General features: G+C 68.0%; 17 protein-coding genes and 1 pseudogene. 10 read left to right on the top strand and 8 right to left on the bottom strand.

The genetic code is table 11. The features are described from left to right. Both ON23_RS03840 and cobF read right to left on the bottom strand, forming a co-directional pair. Nucleotides 1-311: hypothetical protein (locus ON23_RS03840; RefSeq protein WP_218001080.1), on the bottom strand; the 311-nt coding region annotated here is incomplete at its 3' end. A 131-nt stretch (nt 312-442) separates the two neighbouring features. After that, nucleotides 443-1,195, bottom strand: a complete 753-nt coding sequence (cobF, locus tag ON23_RS03835) for a precorrin-6A synthase (deacetylating) (protein ID WP_039776420.1) — start codon at nt 1,193-1,195, stop codon at nt 443-445. A gap of 91 nt (nt 1,196-1,286) precedes the next feature. Here cobF and ON23_RS03830 point away from each other — a divergent pair, with 91 nt between their 5' ends. The 9 genes from ON23_RS03830 (at nt 1,287) to ON23_RS03790 (ending at nt 7,219) form a co-directional block, all read left to right on the top strand. Next, nucleotides 1,287-2,099 carry a thymidylate synthase gene (locus tag ON23_RS03830; RefSeq protein WP_039776414.1) on the top strand — a complete coding sequence of 271 codons (813 nt, stop codon included), beginning with the start codon at nt 1,287-1,289 and terminating at the stop codon, nt 2,097-2,099. Further along, nucleotides 2,096-2,602 (top strand): dihydrofolate reductase, encoded by a 507-nt coding sequence (locus tag ON23_RS03825; RefSeq protein ID WP_039776412.1) that lies wholly within the window; start codon nt 2,096-2,098, stop codon nt 2,600-2,602. The genes ON23_RS03830 and ON23_RS03825 overlap by 4 nt, the downstream gene beginning before the upstream one ends. Nucleotides 2,603-2,734: 132 nt before the next feature. Beyond that, nucleotides 2,735-3,061 carry a cupin domain-containing protein gene (locus tag ON23_RS03820; protein ID WP_030517171.1) on the top strand — a complete coding sequence of 109 codons (327 nt, stop codon included), beginning with the start codon at nt 2,735-2,737 and terminating at the stop codon, nt 3,059-3,061. 64 nt (nt 3,062-3,125) lie between these two features. Then, nucleotides 3,126-4,178 (top strand): Dyp-type peroxidase, encoded by a 1,053-nt coding sequence (locus tag ON23_RS03815; RefSeq protein ID WP_039776411.1) that lies wholly within the window; start codon nt 3,126-3,128, stop codon nt 4,176-4,178. Beyond that, nucleotides 4,175-4,975, top strand: coding sequence for a family 1 encapsulin nanocompartment shell protein (locus ON23_RS03810; RefSeq protein ID WP_036505546.1), 801 nt, complete (start codon nt 4,175-4,177; stop codon nt 4,973-4,975). Before ON23_RS03815 ends, ON23_RS03810 begins: the two co-directional genes overlap by 4 nt. A gap of 31 nt (nt 4,976-5,006) precedes the next feature. Beyond that, nucleotides 5,007-5,597 carry a hypothetical protein gene (locus tag ON23_RS03805; protein WP_223273559.1) on the top strand — a complete coding sequence of 197 codons (591 nt, stop codon included), beginning with the start codon at nt 5,007-5,009 and terminating at the stop codon, nt 5,595-5,597. A 44-nt stretch (nt 5,598-5,641) separates the two neighbouring features. Then, complete coding sequence (locus ON23_RS03800; RefSeq protein ID WP_039776410.1) at nt 5,642-6,040, top strand: NUDIX hydrolase; 399 nt, start codon at nt 5,642-5,644, stop codon at nt 6,038-6,040. A 79-nt stretch (nt 6,041-6,119) separates the two neighbouring features. After that, entirely contained in the window at nt 6,120-6,455 is a 336-nt protein-coding gene (locus ON23_RS03795) for a metalloregulator ArsR/SmtB family transcription factor (RefSeq protein ID WP_039776408.1), read from the top strand. Then, on the top strand, nt 6,365-7,219 hold the full coding sequence (locus ON23_RS03790) for a DUF2071 domain-containing protein (protein ID WP_244970012.1): 855 nt from the start codon (nt 6,365-6,367) through the stop codon (nt 7,217-7,219). Before ON23_RS03795 ends, ON23_RS03790 begins: the two co-directional genes overlap by 91 nt. A gap of 8 nt (nt 7,220-7,227) precedes the next feature. On the opposite strand, the gene ON23_RS03785 is transcribed toward ON23_RS03790, so the two are convergent. Then, nucleotides 7,228-8,910, bottom strand: a complete 1,683-nt coding sequence (locus tag ON23_RS03785) for an MFS transporter (RefSeq protein ID WP_083903678.1) — start codon at nt 8,908-8,910, stop codon at nt 7,228-7,230. Nucleotides 8,911-9,057: 147 nt separating this feature from the next. After that, a complete protein-coding gene (locus ON23_RS03780) occupies nt 9,058-9,540 on the bottom strand; it encodes a MarR family winged helix-turn-helix transcriptional regulator (RefSeq protein ID WP_039776406.1) in 483 nt (160 codons plus the stop codon). Between the two features lie 104 nt (nt 9,541-9,644). Here ON23_RS03780 and ON23_RS03775 point away from each other — a divergent pair, with 104 nt between their 5' ends. Next, complete coding sequence (locus tag ON23_RS03775; protein ID WP_039776405.1) at nt 9,645-10,760, top strand: GDSL-type esterase/lipase family protein; 1,116 nt, start codon at nt 9,645-9,647, stop codon at nt 10,758-10,760. Here the strand turns inward: ON23_RS03775 and ON23_RS39755 are convergent. The 4 genes and pseudogenes from ON23_RS39755 to ON23_RS03755 all read right to left on the bottom strand — a co-directional run bounded on the left by ON23_RS39755 (nt 10,723) and on the right by ON23_RS03755 (nt 14,854). Further along, nucleotides 10,723-11,386 (bottom strand): annotated as a pseudogene (locus ON23_RS39755) (GlxA family transcriptional regulator). The gene ON23_RS03775 and the pseudogene ON23_RS39755 overlap by 38 nt on opposite strands. A 110-nt stretch (nt 11,387-11,496) precedes the next feature. Then, nucleotides 11,497-12,378: an alpha/beta fold hydrolase gene (locus tag ON23_RS03765; RefSeq protein WP_039776416.1), complete on the bottom strand. Its 882-nt coding sequence runs from the start codon at nt 12,376-12,378 to the stop codon at nt 11,497-11,499. 146 nt (nt 12,379-12,524) lie between these two features. Continuing rightward, nucleotides 12,525-14,102: a hypothetical protein gene (locus ON23_RS03760; protein WP_039776404.1), complete on the bottom strand. Its 1,578-nt coding sequence runs from the start codon at nt 14,100-14,102 to the stop codon at nt 12,525-12,527. Further along, nucleotides 14,087-14,854, bottom strand: coding sequence for an ABC transporter ATP-binding protein (locus ON23_RS03755; RefSeq protein ID WP_039776403.1), 768 nt, complete (start codon nt 14,852-14,854; stop codon nt 14,087-14,089). Before ON23_RS03755 ends, ON23_RS03760 begins: the two co-directional genes overlap by 16 nt. Nucleotides 14,855-14,960 lie beyond the last annotated feature (106 nt).

Raw genomic sequence — 14,960 nt, 5'->3', positions numbered from 1 at the left:
GCATCGGCGACCGGCGCGGCGAAGGGCGGCACGGCCGGATCGGTCGCGGCACTCGGCTGGAACTGCCACGGGTTGGCCTGCGCGACCACGCGTGCCACGGCATCCGCGGCGTTCGAGACGCCGGCGGCGACGGTCCCGGCGTCCGGCAGCATCCCGGCGGCCGGCGCCACACCCGAATCGGCGGTCGGCGCGGCCGCCCCCGCCACACCCGTCTGCCACAGCGCCACAGTCAGTGGCAACGCGCCGATGACGAGTGAGGAACCAACGCGCCGGCACCACTGTCCCGATGCCGCCGAATGCTGCCCTGCCATGAAAACCTCCAGTCGGATTTCGATCGAATGACAGTGATTCGAACCGGCCGGTGGTCTGGATCACATTCGTATCGATTTATTCCACAGCAATTTTGGGGCTATTTCGGACATATTCGCGGCACGAACGCCCGCTAATCGGCTCTGCGCAAGAGGTATATGTCCATCACCCATCCTTTGGCTTCCCGAAGTTCGTTGCGGCGCCGAATGATTCGATCCTCGACCGCGCGCAGCGGACCCTCGATCAACGTCTCGTCCGGCATCCCCAGACAGGCGCCCCACCAGATGTGCAGATCGTCGCCGGGCACCTGCGTGAACGAACACGCGCCGTCGAGCATCACCAGTGTCGACCCGTCGGCCGCCACGCCCTCGGTGCGCAGGCGGCGACCGGTGGTGATGTGCACCGGCTCGCCGATCTCGTGCAGCACGATGCGATGCGCCGCCGCCAGTGCCTGGGCGCTGGTGACGCCCGGGATCACCGCGTACTCGAATCGCGTTCCCGCGTCCAGCACTCGCTGCACCATCCGCAGGGTGCTGTCGTAGAGCGAGGGATCGCCCCAGACCAGGATGCCGCCGACCCCCTCGGTGGCATCGAATGCCTCGGCCAGCAGTTCGGCGCGGCGGCGATGCCAGTCCTCGACCACCTCGCGGTAATCGGCGGCGCCTTCGACCGTGCGCTCGCGCGGCGGATCGGCGATGGCCACCACGCGATGGTCCGGATCGGCGTGTCCGGCGAGGATCGCGGCGCGGACCTCGGTCAGTTCCCGCTTCGTCTCGCCCTTGCCGATGACGAAGAACGTGTCGACCTGCCGAATCGCCTCGACCGCCTGCACGGTCACCTGCCGGGGATCACCGGCGCCGATTCCGATCACATAGAGCATGCGCACGGTGCCCCAGGCTAGCCAGCGGACCACCGGGCGATGAGAGCCGGTGGTAGCCCGGAGGCCAGGTGATAGCCCGAAGGCTAGGCTTGCGGATATGGACGGCGCGCCCGGAAACGACACCCAGTACGAGGATCTGCTGCGGCTGGTACTCGAGCGCGGTACGCCGAAATCCGACCGCACCGGGACGGGTACGCGTTCGATTTTCGGACACCAGCTGCGCTACGACCTCTCCGCCGGATTCCCGCTGATCACCACGAAAAAGGTGCATCTGAAGTCGATCGTCTACGAATTGCTGTGGTTCCTGCGCGGCGATTCCAATATCCGCTGGCTACACGAGCACGGCGTCACGATCTGGGACGAATGGGCCGACGCGCACGGTGAACTGGGCCCGGTCTACGGGGTCCAGTGGCGCAGCTGGCCCACGCCGGACGGCACCCATATCGACCAGATAGCGCAGGTTCTGCAAACGCTTCGCACCGACCCGGATTCCCGCCGGATCATCGTCTCCGCGTGGAATGTTGCGGATCTGGACAAGATGGCGCTGGCGCCCTGCCATGCGTTCTTCCAATTCCACGTGGCGGACGGAAAACTGTCCTGCCAGCTGTATCAGCGCAGCGCCGACCTGTTCCTCGGGGTGCCGTTCAATATCGCGAGCTATGCCCTGCTCACCCATATGGTCGCGCAGCAGACGGAGTTGGAGCCCGGCGATTTCATCTGGACCGGCGGCGACTGCCACATCTACGACAACCATCTGACCCAGGTCCGCGAACAGCTGAGCCGCGAACCGTATCCGTTCCCCCGGTTGCATCTGCGGCCCGCGCCGAGCCTGTTCGACTACGTCTTCGAGGATGTGGAGGTGCTCGACTACCGCCATCATCCGGCGATCAAGGCGCCGGTGGCGGTATGAGCCGCATCGGGCTGATCTGGGCGCAGACCCCGGCCGGCGTGATCGGCGCCGACAATGCCATCCCGTGGCGGGTGCCCGAGGATATGGCGCATTTCAAAACGGTCACCGCCGATCATCCGGTGCTGATGGGCCGGCGCACCTGGGATTCTCTGCCCGCGCGCTTCCGCCCGCTGCCCGGGCGGCGCAATATCGTCATCACGCGGCAATCGCAGTGGTCGGCCCCCGGCGCCGAACGCGCCGATTCGGTGGCCGGCGCCATCGCACTGGCCGCCGCGGAGACCGTGTGGATCATCGGCGGCGGCGAAATCTACCGGCAGGCAATGGATTACGCGACCGACCTGATGGTCACCGAAGTCGACACCGATATCCCCGGCGACGCCTACGCACCCGCGATCGACGGCGAGTGGCAGGTGGAGGACGCACCGTGGTCGCAGTCGCGGTCGGGTCTGCGGTACCGGATCCGGCGCTTCGCCCGCGACACCGCCCCGGCGACCGTCGGCTGAACGGGCCCGGCAGATCTCGAACCCGAATCGCATCGGCGAAACGCCCGACCGGGCGAGGTGGGTCCGGCATACTCAGCGATATCCAGCCTGTGACCACAGCCCCGATCCCGGCTGAACCGCGAGAGGCAGATCATGGACAAGAAATCGCTGACGGCGGCGGCTCGCCAGCAGCTGAAGCTGGCCGCATCCGCCACGAGTGGACGCAGTTCGCAAACCCTCTACGGCGGCCACACCCACAGCCTGCGCCAGACCCTGATCGCCCTGACCGCCGGCCAGAGCCTGGCCGAGCACGAAACTCACGGTGAAGCCACCCTGCAGGTTCTGACCGGAACCCTGATTCTGATCTGCGGCACCAACGAGTGGAAGGGATCGCCCGGCGATCTGCTGGTCATTCCGTCGGCCCGGCACAGCGTGAAAGCGATCGACGACGCGGTATTCCTGCTGACCGTCGCGAAGTGAGGCCGGTCTCGCGGGGCCGGGCCGTCCGCACGCGCTGTCGGACGGGCACCGTACCCTGTTGATCATGGGTGAGCCGCAGCCGATCCTCGATCCGCTCTCGCGCGCCGCGATCTTCCTCGTCGCGACCATCGACGAGGGCGGTGAGCCGGTGGTGCGCGACCTTCTCGCCGATCTGGCCGGGCTGCGCCGCTCGATCGGATTCCGGGTGCCGCAGACACAGCTGTCCTGCGTGACGAGTATCGGTTCCGCCGCCTGGGATCGGCTGTTCGCCGGCCCGAAACCCGCTGAACTGCACGAATTTCCGGGTTACGCCGGGCCGAAGCATCAGGCTCCCGCCACGCCGGGCGATCTGCTGTTTCACATCAAGGGTGAATTGCCGGACGCCTGTTTCGAATTGGCGATGCTGATCGGTTCCCGGTTGAAGGGTGCGGCCACGATCATCGACGAGACGGTCGGATTCCGCTACTTCGAACAGCGCGACCTGCTCGGCTTCGTCGACGGCACCGAGAATCCCGAGGGCCCCGCCGCGGTCGCCGCGGCCCTGATCGGTGACGAGGATCCCGACTTCGCCGGCGGCAGTTATGTCGTCGTGCAGAAGTACCTGCACGATCTGGAGGCGTGGAGTTCGCTGACCGTCGAGGAGCAGCAACTCGTCATCGGCCGGACCAAACTCGAAGATCTGGAACTGTCCGACGAGGACAAGCCGGCGGATTCTCATGTCGCGGTCAACACCCTGATCGATCCGGACGGCACCGAACGCCAGATCCTGCGCGCCAACATGCCTTTCGGCAGTGTCCGCGAGGGCGAATTCGGCACGTACTACATCGCTTACGCGGCTACCCCGGATGTCACCGAGCGGATGCTGGTGCGCATGTTCCTCGGCACCGACGAAGCTCCCTACGACCGGATTCTCGATTTCTCCACCGCGATCACCGGCACGCTGTTCTTCACCCCGGCCAACGATTTCTTCGACGACCTTCCCGACGCCCCCGAACAGGAGGCGGATTCGGAGCAGGACCTGGAACTCGGGGCAGCCGGTATCGCCGAGCTGCCCGCGGCCGCGCCTTCCGGCGACGGCTCTCTCGGTATCGGCACGTTGAAAAGGATTCCCCAATGAACAATCTGCACCGTGAACTCGCGCCGATCACCTCCGAGGCGTGGTCGGCCATCGAGGAGGAGGCGACGCGCACCTTCCGGCGTCATATCGCCGGTCGCCGGGTGGTGGACCTGTCCGGCCCGCACGGCACCGACTACTCCGCGGTCGGATTGGGACGCACCACCGTCATCGACGCGCCGGATCAGGGCGTGCAGGCCCGCCAGCGCCTGGTGGCGCCGCTGGTCGAGTTGCGGGTGCCGTTCACGCTCTCGCGCGAGGAGCTCGACAACGTCGAGCGCGGCGCCGAGGACGCCGATCTGGATCCGGTGAAGGATGCCGCCCGCAAGATCGCGTTCGCCGAGGACCGCGCCGTCTTCGAGGGCTACCCCGCCGCCGGCATCACCGGCATCCGAGCGGCCGTGTCGAACACTCCTGTCACCGCGCCCAGCGATCCGCGCCTCATTCCCGAGGCCATCGCCCAGGCGCTGAGCAAGTTGCGGCTCGCCGGTGTCGACGGGCCGTATTCGGTGCTGCTGAGCGCCGATCTGTACACCGCCGTGAGTGAGACCTCCGACCACGGCCACCCGATCCGCACGCATATCGAGCGGCTGATCCCCGAGGGCGAGATCATCTGGGCGCCCGCCATCGACGGCGCCTTCGTGCTGACCACCCGCGGCGGCGACTTCGATCTGCAACTGGGTCAGGATCTGTCGATCGGCTACCTGTCCCACGACGCGGAGAGCGTGCAGCTGTACTTCCAGGAAAGCCTGACCTTCCTGGTCTACACCGCCGAGGCCGCGGTCCCGCTGCGCGGCTGAGCCGGGCGCGAGCGATCTCCGAGGTGTCACCATGAGCGACGACGTCCCACCGGTTTCCGGACCCGACATCTCCCGCCGGTCCCGCGGGCCGATGCGTGCGGTGCGGGCCGGTGTCGTCACCGGCCGCCGCACCCTCACCTACAGTGCGCTCGCCGTGCTGTCGGTGCTGGTGATCTGCGGTGCCGTGGTGCTCCTGTTCGGGGTGAACCGGATCTTCACCGGGCTGCTGGCCGGGGCGGTGGCGGGTATCTCGCTGCTGGTAGCGCTGTTCGGTCGCGATGTCGTCGTTCTCACCGACCGCGCGATCTATCGGCGCACCCCGTGGGCCGAATCGCGGCTGGAGTGGGATCGGGTGGTGGCGGGCCGGTTCGCCCTCGACGAGCGGGCCCGCTGGTCGCTGGCACTGGATCTGACCGGCGGCGACGAACCGCACGACGAGCTGGTTCTGCTCAGTATTCCGCCGGTGCGGCATCCGGTGTCCAACGCCTACGAACATCGCAAGCGCGAACAGGTCGCCGAGATCCGCCGGATCCTGCGCGAGAAGCGGATACCGGTCACCCTGCTGCCCGAGATCGCCTCGGCCCTGCACGAACACTGGAAGCTCGCACCGGCCGCCCAGTGAGCTCCGCGCCCGCCCGTACCGACCGTATCGTGAAGGCTCCCTCCATGATTCGCACCGCCGCGCTCGCCCACATCCGGAATCGTCGTCTGCTGCAAACACGGTCGACCGGCAAAGAGGTGTTCTATATGGCGGGCGGGAAGATCGACCCCGGCGAATCACCGGTGCAGGCGCTGTACCGCGAGGTGCGGGAAGAACTGGGGGTCGACGTGACGGCCCACGACGAGCTGGGTGTCTTCGAATGTGAGGCGTACGGGCACACGCCGGGCACCGCGCTGCACATGACTTGTTTCACCGCGGATCTCACCGGCGAACCGACGCCGACGAGCGAGATCGCCGAACTGCGCTACTTCACCGTCGGCGAGTACGCGGCCATGCCGCATGTCGCGCCCGGCTCGATGCTGGTCTTCCGGCGCCTGCACGAACTCGACCTGATCGACTGGTGACGGCGACGGGTGATCCCGTGCCCCGGCAGCTGGAATACCTTCTTTGTTCGCTATTTAGCTATGGTGCTAAATTGTAAACATGACCGAGTTCGGGCCTGAAGAGGAAGCCGGAGTGTTCCGCGCGCTGGCCGACTCCACGCGCCGACAGATCTTGGAGGATCTGCGCTCCGGCGAGTTGACCGCGGGTGATATCGCCGCGAAGTTTCCGATCAGCGGTCCTTCGATCTCCCGGCATCTGGGTGTGCTCAAGGCAGCCGGGCTCGTCCGAGAGCGACGAGTCGCCAATCGGATCTACTACTCGCTTGTCGAGGAACGACTGGCGTTATGTGTCGGCAGGTTCCTCAGCGCGATCTGCCCGGAACAGGTCGTCGTCAGGCAGCGCAGACTGCGAACCACGAAGAACAGGGAAACCTGATGAGACCTCCGCGGATGTCCAGCGTCATCGAGCGGCGCCTTCTCGTGAACTACCGAATCGACCCCGAGGCCGCCGCGCGCTTGGTGCCGCGACCGATGCGCCCTCAACTGGTTGACGGCCGCGCGGTTGCCGGCATCTGCCTGGTCCGCCTCGGACAGTTCCGCCCCAGTTGGCTGCCCGGGTGGGTCGGGATGCGCACCGAGAACGCGGCGCATCGGATCGCTGTCGAGTGGGATGGTCCGCAGGGACTCTCGACCGGTGTGTACATCCCGCGCCGCGACAGCGGTTCGGCGATCAATGTACTTGCCGGTGGCCGGCTGTTTCCGGGTGAGCACAGTTCGGCGCGATTCGACGTGCGGGAGACAGCGCAGGATCTGCATGTGGCCTTCACCAGTCGGGACAAGACGGTCTCCGTGAGCGTGGACGTCCGGACCGCCGAGCGGTTCCAGGGCAGCGAACTGTTCGCCGATCTGGCGCAGGCATCGGACTTCTTTCGGCGTGGCTCGGCCGGATTCTCGCCCACGCACAGCGGTCGATGCCTGGATGGGCTCGAACTCCACACGGACGCATGGCAAGTCGAGCCGGTCGATATCCACTCGGTTCGGTCCACGGTCTTCGACGACCGGGACCGGTTCCCGCCAGGCAGCGCGGTGCTCGACTGCGCCTTACTCATGCGGCAGGTGCCGGCGACCTGGCACCCCCTTCCCCCTCTGCGGGTCGATGCCGGCTCGACGTCCGCAGGGCATAGCGCACATCCGGAATAAGCGCACTACTACCGGGACCCCGGTTCGCCATCGATCCGCTCGCCCTGGATCCGCTCGCCCTGGATCCGCTCGGCCTCGATCTGTTCGGCGTCGGACGGGATGCGCGTGGCCACCACGAACGCCAGAAGCAGCACGACCGCGACGCCGAGCAGGGCCACGCGGGTCGCGTCGGCGAATCCGTTGGCCAGCGCATCGGTGACGGCGGCCGGTGCGTGCTGCGCACGCAGTCCGACGATCGCACCGCCCGCCGAATCGCGGGTGGCCGCACCCACCGCGCCGGCGGCGCGCGTGGCCAGGCCCGGGACGTAGCTCAACCGGTCGGGCAGGAAATGGCCGAGACCGATCGAGAGGGTACTGCCGAGAACCGCCACACCCAGCGCGGCACCGGCGGGCCGGGCCGTGGCCGCGGTGATCGATCCCGGATCCGATGCCATGGCGCCCGCGCCGGTGCGCATGCTCGCCGTGAGCGGGGCGGCGGCCAGCCCGAGACCGACTCCGTAGCAGGCCAGTAGCACGGTCGGCACCCACGCCGGAATCGTCGAGGTCAACGCCAGCGCGGTCACCGCCATCGCGAGCAACGCGATCGCCAGGCCGATCCGTATCAGCCACAGCGGAGGTACCGTTCGCAGTGGCCCGGCGGTCAGGACCGCCGAAATGAGCGCGCATCCGGTCAGCACCACCAGAATCGAACCCGTTCGCAGCGTAGACAACCCGAGACAGTTCACCAGGTACAGCGGCAGCACGAAGAGCACTCCGAACTGTGCCGCCGCGATCAGCAGGGCCGCGCCGTCACCCCAGTGCCGGGGATCGCGCAGCTGCGAGAAGTCCACCAGCGCAGCATGTTCCACCTTCACCCGATGTCGTTCCCAGAAGACGAACAGCACCAGCAGCAGGACCCCGACGCCGAGTACGAAGGGTATGGGCGAGCTCGCCGATTGGGTCGACCAGGTCACGCCGAACACGGTGAACTCCCGCCGCGGCCGCAGCCAGCCGTAGCGCTGCCCCTCGATGAGGGCGAAGATCACCAGCGCGAACCCGGCGGTACTGAGCAGCCATCCGTCCACATCCGGTCCGGTGGCCGCGGCGCCGATGCGGGTTTCGGGCACGAGCACGGTCCCGATCAGTACGACCACCGCGATCGGGACGTTGATCAGGAAGATCCACGGCCAGGTGAAGGAGTCGACGAACCACCCGCCGAGGGCCGCGCCGACGACCGCCGCGGCGGCCGGGGCGACGACCCACGCGGTGAAGGCGATCACGCGGGCCCGGCCGTGGAACATCGCGGCTACCGAGCCCAGGGATCCCGCCACGACCGCCGCACCGCCGATGCCCTGTACGAGCCGTCCCCAGATGAGCGGGCTCGCCGAATCGGCGGAGGCGGACAACAGGCTGCCACCGACGAAGATCAGCACTCCGAGCGCGAAGAGGGCGCGGCGGCCGAAGCGGTCACCGATCCGGCCGACGGTGATCAGCAGGGCCGCGAGCACCACCGAGTACACGCAGAAAACCCACTGCGCCTGGGTGAAATCGAGTCCCAGATCACCGATGATCGCCGGCAGTGAGACACCGACGACCGTGCCGTCCAGCGTCACCATCCCGAGCCCCAGCGCGAGGACCGCGAGGGCGTACCACCGTCTGGCACCGGTGGGTGGCGAACCGAGCTCAGCGTCTGTTCGAACGTGATCAGCCATGCGCCGCTCCCGTCGTCGACCGATGTCGCTGGGAAGTAACTCGTATCGGTCGAGTCTACGAGCCGAACCAGGCGAATCTCGGCAATAGGGACCGGGCGATACCGGACCGTGCGGTGAACGCGAGCATTCGGCTACCCCCGCACCGGATCAGTCGGAGAGCCGGCCCGCCTCGGGGAAGGTGGCGTCGCGGATGATGCGGAGGCCGCTGATCAGCGCCTCGCACTGCTCCGGGGTGAGCTGACCGTAGAACCAGGTGTCGAGGATCTCGAGATAGTCCGGCAGTACCTTCGCCAGGCGCGTCGCACCGGCGGCGGTGAGGGCGGCATAGGAGCTGCGGCGATCGTTCGGATCGGATTGGCGACGGGCGAATCCGTTGCGCTCGAGCCGATCCACCAGACGGGTGACGCCACTGGTCGACAACTGGGCCTGATCGGCCAGATCGGTCATCCGCAGCCGGCGGCCGGGCGAGCGGCTCAGCCGCATGAGCGCCGTGAAGTCCAGCACCGACAGCCCGTTCGCCGACCAGGTCGGTTCGAGTTTGCGGCGGATGCCGCTCGTCGCCTCGAACAGCATCCCGATGTCGGAGAGGCGCGGGTCGTCGAAGAGGTCGGCGTCGTGCGTGTGCTCCATGGGGTCAGCCTAACGCACAGTTGTTGTGCGGATAGTTGACATGAGGAATATCTTCCATATTATTGCTGCGGGGATATTCCTCACAGCAACTAAATGGAGATGTCATGACCAGCACCTGGCTCGCCGGATTCCGCTCCGCGATCATCAGCCCCTACGAGCAGTTCCAGCTGACCGAACCTCGGGGGTTCACCGATCGGACCGTGCGCCAGGTGCTGCACATGGCCGGCGGCGGGCGGCAGCTCCGGGTGCGATTGAGCAATCGGTACGGACGCGACGCGCTCGAGATCGGTGCCGCTCGAATCGCCTTGCGCAAGACCGGGTTCACGGCTGTGGCCGAAACCGATACCGTGTTGCGTTTCGACGGAGCCGACCGGGTGCGCATCCCGGCGGGTGGCGAAATCGTCAGCGACGCCGTCGATCTCGCGGTGCACGGCGGTGACGATCTCCTGCTGAGCCTGTATCTGCCGGGGCCGACCGGACTCGCGACCTTCTCCCATCAGCCGATGGAGATCACCGCCGTGGTCGCCGGTGACCACACCGCCGATCCGGATCTGTCCGAGGTCGAGGAGGTCGCCTCGCGCTTCTTCGTGACGGGCGTCGATGTGCTCGCCGACGCCGACACTCCCGTGCTGGTGGCATTCGGTGACTCCTGGTTCGACGGCGCCGGCACCACGGTCGGCGCGAATCGCCGATCGGTCGACGCGCTGAATTCGCTGCTGACCCGCGGCTGGGTGGTCAATCAGGGCATCGGCGGCAACCAGTTGCTCACCGACGAAGTCGGCGAACACGCGCTGGCCCGGTTCGACCGCGATGTGCTCGCGGTGCCGGGCGTCACGCACGTGGTGGTCAATCTCGGTATCAACGATCTCGGACTGGGCGAGGTGGCCCCGGCCGACGATCTGATCGCCGGCTACACCGAACTCGCCGCGCGGGCACACGCCGCCGGACTGCCGATCTACGCCAACACGATCGGGCCCTTCGCCGGGGTGATCTATCCGGAGGTGAACGTGGATCCCGCGCTGCCGGTGCGCGTCGTCGTCAACGAATGGCTGCGGACCACAACGGTTCTCGACGCCATCTTCGATGTGGCTGCCGCCGTGGCGGATCCGGAGCGGCCCGACTTCATCCGCCCGGATCTCGACAGCGGCGACGGACTGCACCTCAACGACGAGGGCGCCCGCGTCATGGCGGAGACGATGCGGATTCCCGGTCTGCGCTGACGGCCGGCTCTGCCGCAACGGTGCCGAGGCCGGCCTCGGCGTATTGCCGGCGATAGGCCTCGGGCGTGGTGGCGAGGCGGCGGACGAAGGCTCGGTGCAGGGTTTCGCCGTGGCGGTAACCGACCACGCGGGCGATGGCGGTGACAGTGAGTTCGGAGGACTCCAGCAGGCGCCGGGCCGCTTCCAGGCGCAGCTCCGCAACGAATGCCGCTGGGGTACTTCCGGTTTCGGCGCGGAAGGCGCGGGCGACCTGCTGGGCCATTTCGCGGCCGTGGTCGTCCTCCACGAGCGCCAGCGCGAGATCGATGCCGGCGGAGACGCCCGCCGAGGTCCAGCGGTTGCGGTCGTGCACGTAGATGCGGTCGGGCTCGACGACGACGCGAGGGTACGAGCGGGCCAGGAGATCCGCCGAACCCCAGTGGGTCGTGGCCCGGTAACCGTCGAGCAGGCCCGGTCAGGCCGCCGTCGGCCTCGATCGACCGGCCGTGCGGCGAGGCCGAGACGAGGCGGTAGGCGGTCTCCCCGCCCATCGTGTTGACGGCCCCGAAAACATCCATCGGCCCGGCCAATTCGACCAGCTGCATGCCTTCGTAGACGACGAAGACGACGGTGCGCGGCGCGGGCATTTCGTCATCATCGCAGCCGGGACGAGCGGTCGCCATGGGCGATGGCCGACCGTGGCGGGGCGCGCCCGACTCCCCCGGGCATCCGGCAGGAGCGCACCACTGTACGCACATCACCCGGCGCGCCGGACCTCGGCACTCTCCCCCCGCCCCGCACACCGGCCGAGAAACGGAATGATCACTGCCGCGACATCATCCGGCGACTGCGCGTGCGGGTAGTGTCCACCGTTCTCGATCATCTCGACGCGGCCCACCCCGTCCGGCAGCGCGGCCACGACAGCATGCGCCTCGGCCTCGGGATCGGCGAAATCCGGATCGGCCGAACCCATGATCACCAGTGCGGGACAGCGGACGTCCGCCAGTCGGGCATGCGCGTCCGCGGGAGTGGTCCGTCCGGTCTTCATGAATTCCGCCCACCGGCCGGACCGCCGCAGCATGCTCTCCAGGTCGGCGAGGTAGTGGTCGTAGTCGGCGGGCCTGGTCGGATACGCGACGTCCAGATAGCGCCGCCACCACCGCATCGATCGCAGCATCGTGGTGAGGGCGAGGCGAACCATGCCCCGACGGTATCGGCGGCTGACGAGCAGAGCGCCGACGTGCAGCCGCTGGGTGCGGGTGAACGGGCCGATCTCGACGATCCCGCTCACCAGTTCCGGAGCCCGGGCCGCGGCGATGGTGGCCGAGCCGCCCGACAGCGAGTGCCCGACGACGATCGCCGGGCCGCCGAAGTGCCGGATCACACCCAGCAGATCCTCCGCCACATCGGCGCGGCTGATGGCCGCCTTCCCGGTCACCGACGGCCAATCCGCACTGGATTCGCCGTGGCCCCGCATATCCACGTTGACCACCCGGTATCCCGCGGCGGCCAGCGGCCCGACCAGAAGACGGAAGTCCTGGCGCACGGTGCCCATGCCGTGCGAGAGCACCACCAGCGGTCCGTCCCCGACCACATCGCAGGCCAGCCGTCCGTGTTCGAGTGTCACGTACTCGGTCATCATCGTTCCTTCCAGCGTGAGCATCCGGTCGCGCTTGCGGCCTGCTGGAATGGAACGCCGGAAATCGGGGGTGGTCGATGCCGACGGCCGGAAGGGTCAGGGGCGCGGCCGATATCGTCAGATTCCGGCGAATCTCCCGGAGGAGTTCAGCGGGGTTTCACCTCGGCCAGCAGTTCGGGCCCGCGGGTTTCGACGCGGCGGGTGACCATCTGTGCGCCGAGCAGTGCGGCGCCGACACCCAGGACGATTCCGACCGGCAGCGCCGACCATTGCACGAGCGCGTTGTGGAGATAGGCGCCCAACGCGAGCAGGCCGAGCACCGGCAGGTTCACCACGAGCTGACCGAAGCCGACCGCCAACTGGACCAGCGCCCGTGCACATCCCGGATTCCCGGAATTACCGGCGAAGGGGTTACCGCGTTGCTGCGGAAGCGGATACGCGGCGTAGACCGACAGGAACATCGACGCCGCCACGCCGACGCCCACGACCACCGGCAGCGTCGATACCGCCCACGGATACATCTGCGGGCGTCCGACCGCACCTGGGAGGATGAGTGTGAGCGCCACGGCGAGGGGACCGACCACCAGGAGCCAGGCGATCATGCGGCCGCGGACGTCGGCGCGCACCGCACCCGGAATCACCAGGGTGTGCCAGAGGGCGGTGCCGTCGAAGGCATACATGTTCGCGCTGGCCATCGTGGCCAGCCACACCACGAATACGCCCGCGAAAGGCACACTGGCGCCGCCGTTCTGCAGGCCGAGGAAGATCGGCAGCACCACACCGATGAGCATCAGCGGCAGCAGTGCCGCGCGCCGCCGGCCGTCGCGCCACCACGTGCGCAACTCCTTCAGTACCACCGCGCCGACGGGAGTCGGGCGGATCATCCGCTCCAGCCGGTCCGAACCCGCCTGTGCGCGAACGGGTCCGGCCGCAGCCGCCGTCGTGGTGAGGCGTCGGCGCAGCAGCACCGCCCAGGCCTGCCACAGCAGCGCCGACAGCGCGGCGAGTCCGGCCAGTGCCGCCACCCCGAGCCACCAGTGGCCGTCCTCGGCGGCCTGCACCGCATAGGGCGCCCACCCCGAGGGCAGGACACGCAAGGTCGCGCCCAGGGCGGGCGACACATGCTCGAGGCGTGGACCCAGATACGACAGCAATAGTTGCAGCGGGTAATAGGCGAGTCCGGTCAGAGCGGCGAGGACCACCCCCAGATCGCGACCGCGTCGCGACCGCATCGCGGCACCGATCCACGCGAGTAGAGCGCGGGACAACAGCACCACGAAGACGAGTTGCAGGCACATGCCGAGGACGGCGAACACCGTTGGTACGACGCCCAATTGGATGCCGATGGCGACCAGACCGGCGAAGGCGATCAGATTCACCGCACCGGCCGGGCCGGTGAAGACCACCGCCGCGAGCCCGACCGACAGCTGGCGATAGGTCAGCGGCAGCAGCCGGAAATGTTCGGGCTGCAGGGTTTCGTCGCTGCTGCCGGTGAGGATCGGGCCGGCCAGCCAGCCGAGGGTCCACACCGCGTACAGGGTGGCGGCCACATTGATCGCGGCCCGCGGCTCCCAGCCGTGCCCGGCGGTGGCCATCAGCACGGCCGTGCCTGCGGCCGCGACGAGGCCGAAGAGCAGTCCGATCCAGAAGCCGACCGCGGCCCGGCCGCCGGTCATCGCGCGGGCGGTCAGCCGCCAGCGCATCCGGATCAGGACGCCAACCACGACAGCCCCTCATCTCCGCCGATACGACCGCCGACCAGCCGGACGAACGCCTCCTCGAGACTGCCCTCGCCGCGCACCTCGGCGACCGATCCGGCGGCGACCACCCGCCCCTTGTCGATGACCGCGAGGTGATCGCACAGATTCTCCACCAGCGCCATCACATGACTGGACAGCACCACCGATCCGCCGGCGGTGACGAACCGCTGCAGAATCGTGCGAATAGTACTGGCCGACACCGGATCCACCGCCTCGAACGGTTCGTCGAGCACCAGCAGCTTGGGCCCGTGCAACAGCGCGGTGGCGAGCCCGATCTTCTTGCGCATTCCGGCCGAATAGTCCACGACCAGAGTGTGTTCCGCCTCGATCAGCTCCAGCACCGAGAGCAACTCCTGCGCGCGCTCGGCCACCGTCTCGGGCGGCAGACCGCGCAAAAGCCCGGTGTAGGTGAGCAATTCGCGTCCGGTGAGCCGCTCCGGCACGGCAAGTCCGTCCGGCAGCACCCCGACGATCGTCTTGGCCCGCACCGGATCCGCCCACACATCGGCGCCGAAGATGTGCGCCTGCCCCGCATCCGGCCGCAACAACCCGACCGCCATCGACAACGTAGTGGTCTTACCGGCGCCGTTGGGCCCCACCAGCCCGAAGAACGACCCGGGCGGCACCACCACGCTCACCCCGTCGACCACCCACGGCCCACCGAATCGCTTGTACAACCCGCTCAATTGCAGCGCAGGCGTGACATCGGCTTGCATATCCCCTCCTCCACGGGTGACGCACCCGCGTCCTTATGCAGGCACCGCCCGCCTCAGCCGTAAAGATGCAGACAGAGGTCACCATAGGTCGTGGCCCCGCTTCGAT

This window comes from Nocardia cerradoensis NBRC 101014, from assembly GCF_000308535.1.
In the GTDB taxonomy this organism is placed as follows: domain Bacteria; phylum Actinomycetota; class Actinomycetes; order Mycobacteriales; family Mycobacteriaceae; genus Nocardia; species Nocardia cerradoensis.
The sequence above is the reverse complement of the archived record's forward strand: the minus strand, read 5'-3'. Positions and strand labels throughout refer to the sequence as shown.

Bases quoted from the DNA above. Each gene is read 5' to 3' on its own strand.
- ON23_RS03830 (WP_039776414.1), top strand. From the start codon at position 1,287: ATGGACGGCGCGCCCGGAAACGACACCCAGTACGAGGATCTGCTGCGG.
- ON23_RS03825 (WP_039776412.1), top strand. From the start codon at position 2,096: ATGAGCCGCATCGGGCTGATCTGGGCGCAGACCCCGGCCGGCGTGATC.
- ON23_RS03820 (WP_030517171.1), top strand. From the start codon at position 2,735: ATGGACAAGAAATCGCTGACGGCGGCGGCTCGCCAGCAGCTGAAGCTG.
- ON23_RS03815 (WP_039776411.1), top strand. From the start codon at position 3,126: ATGGGTGAGCCGCAGCCGATCCTCGATCCGCTCTCGCGCGCCGCGATC.
- ON23_RS03810 (WP_036505546.1), top strand. From the start codon at position 4,175: ATGAACAATCTGCACCGTGAACTCGCGCCGATCACCTCCGAGGCGTGG.
- ON23_RS03805 (WP_223273559.1), top strand. From the start codon at position 5,007: ATGAGCGACGACGTCCCACCGGTTTCCGGACCCGACATCTCCCGCCGG.
- ON23_RS03800 (WP_039776410.1), top strand. From the start codon at position 5,642: ATGATTCGCACCGCCGCGCTCGCCCACATCCGGAATCGTCGTCTGCTG.
- ON23_RS03795 (WP_039776408.1), top strand. From the start codon at position 6,120: ATGACCGAGTTCGGGCCTGAAGAGGAAGCCGGAGTGTTCCGCGCGCTG.
- ON23_RS03790 (WP_244970012.1), top strand. From the start codon at position 6,365: ATGTGTCGGCAGGTTCCTCAGCGCGATCTGCCCGGAACAGGTCGTCGT.
- ON23_RS03785 (WP_083903678.1), bottom strand. From the start codon at position 8,910: ATGGCTGATCACGTTCGAACAGACGCTGAGCTCGGTTCGCCACCCACC.
- ON23_RS03780 (WP_039776406.1), bottom strand. From the start codon at position 9,540: ATGGAGCACACGCACGACGCCGACCTCTTCGACGACCCGCGCCTCTCC.
- ON23_RS03775 (WP_039776405.1), top strand. From the start codon at position 9,645: ATGACCAGCACCTGGCTCGCCGGATTCCGCTCCGCGATCATCAGCCCC.
- ON23_RS03765 (WP_039776416.1), bottom strand. From the start codon at position 12,378: ATGACCGAGTACGTGACACTCGAACACGGACGGCTGGCCTGCGATGTG.
- ON23_RS03755 (WP_039776403.1), bottom strand. From the start codon at position 14,854: ATGCAAGCCGATGTCACGCCTGCGCTGCAATTGAGCGGGTTGTACAAG.